Here is a 1,892-nt window from a genome sequence, read left to right on the forward strand (position 1 = left end):
CTATGTTTTATGTTTAAAATTTCGTAATTGTATCATATTTATCTTAAATAAACTAGGTATCTAAAGATAAAAAATAGGGCTTTTTAAAGCCTTTTGATTTTAGTGCAAATTTTTTTATAGTAGTTCAACGCTCTTGCTTTTGCTTCTTTGTGGACAATATTGAGAGTTGAATAATCCTCTCTATATTTGCACTTTATTTTGAGCTTAAAAGGCTTGAACGAAGTGCGAGCTCTTTTGGGTAAGGCTCTAAAAATGCCTGCCCCAATAGATAGGCAATTTTATGCTTTTTTGCATAGAGTTTTATAGTGCTAAGAGGAACGATGATGGGAACTATCTTTTTTGCATACTCCTCTATCTGTTCATGAAGAATCTCTTTTTCATCACTGCTAAGTTCGTTTTTAAAAAAACCTGTCATATGTTCAAGTACATTTCTGTTTCTTTTTATGGAGCTTTTTTGAGCGATTGCAACTTTAAAATTATGCTCATAGTTCGCAAAGAGCGTATCAAAAGGGAGGTTTTCATGATTGCCTACAATATTGCCAAGCACTCTGTAGAGCTTCTCATCTTTTGCCTGAAGCAAAAACTTGTTTTTTGTGTGAAAATCAACCAATATTTTCATGGTCGGTTTGCTCTCTTTTAACTTCTCTATCGCATCATACGCAAAAAGCTGCATCACAAAGTTTTCTCTCAGCCACGCATCTTGAAGCCTCCCCTCCTCTTCCATCGGCAAAAGAGGAAATTTTTCTCTACAAACGCTCGCAAAAACGCCATCGGTTTTTGAGCCTGCAAAGCCGTTCTCAAGATAAGCCACAGTGCTTCCAAGACCGCAACTTGGAGAGCGGGATTTAAATATAATGCCGCCCAGCTTCTCGTCTGCTATTCTATGAACTTCCTCATAAGATTTCTCAAGAAGTTTTTGCGTCAAATCGCTGCCGTCTTTGTTTGAAATAACAGCAATATTGTCATCTCTGTTTACAAGTTTTACAGATGGTCTTGGGGTGCCAAAAGCTATAGCTTCTGGACAAAATGGAACAAAAGAGGCGTAACGACCAAGCTCATCCGTTACAAACCTGTCATGTTTATGCCCGCCGTCAAATCTAACTTTCTCGCCGAGCAAACACCCAGACACTGCTATTTTCATCACTTGTTCCTTTTTTGGCTTACGCCATGTTCATGCCGCCGTTAACCTTCAGTGTCTCGCCTGTTATGTAACTTGAGTGGTCTGAGAGTAAAAATGCTGTTGCCTCTGCTATTTCAGCAGGATTTCCAAAACGACCCATCGGGATTTTAGAGGTAAAACTCTCTTTTATCTCATCGCTTAAAACATCAGTCATCTCTGTTGCGATAAAGCCCGGAGTGATAGTGTTGTAACGGATACCGCTGGTTGCAGCTTCAAGTGCAAAACTCTTTGTCATTGCGATTACGCCACCCTTGCTTGCGGAGTAATTTGTCTGACCAGCATTTCCAGTTTCGCCCACGATAGAAGCTATGTTTACAACCGAGCCGAACTTCTTCTTTCTCATAACTTTCATCGCTTCACGACACCCGACAAAACATGAGAGAAGATTTGCGTTGATTACCGACATAAAAGCTTCGCTCTTCATTCTCAGGGCAAGCTTGTCGTTTGTAATTCCGGCATTATTTACAAGGTAAGAGAGTTCGCCATCGCAATCAACTATAGTTTTAATTGCATCTACAAACGCATCTTCACTGCTTACGTCAAAACCGATAACTGCCGCGCTTCCGCCCGCCGCCTCTATGGCATCTTTTATAGCATCCGCCTCTGCCGCACCGCTTCTGTAGTTAATCCACACCTTTAGTCCGTATGTTGCTAAAACTTTTGCAATCTCTGCTCCGATACCTCTGCTTGAACCCGTTACTAAAACATTTTT

2 protein-coding genes are annotated in these 1,892 nt (G+C 40.5%); both read right to left on the minus strand.

The window, feature by feature from the left end; translation table 11 throughout:
• Nucleotides 1-193 precede the first annotated feature (193 nt).
• The gene (locus RQ763_RS11610; RefSeq protein WP_314153151.1) at nucleotides 194-1,141 is read right to left on the minus strand and encodes a DUF523 and DUF1722 domain-containing protein; all 948 of its coding nucleotides are present in this window, start codon (nucleotides 1,139-1,141) and stop codon (nucleotides 194-196) included.
• Between the two features lie 19 nt (nucleotides 1,142-1,160).
• Nucleotides 1,161-1,892: 3-oxoacyl-ACP reductase FabG (gene fabG, locus RQ763_RS11615; RefSeq protein WP_314153152.1), on the minus strand; the 732-nt coding region annotated here is incomplete at its 5' end.

Source organism: Sulfurimonas sp., from assembly GCF_032250635.1.
Lineage (GTDB): Bacteria > Campylobacterota > Campylobacteria > Campylobacterales > Sulfurimonadaceae > Sulfurimonas.

Excerpts from the sequence above, each read along its gene's own strand:
- RQ763_RS11610 (WP_314153151.1), bottom strand. The coding sequence starts at position 1,141 with ATGAAAATAGCAGTGTCTGGGTGTTTGCTCGGCGAGAAAGTTAGATTT.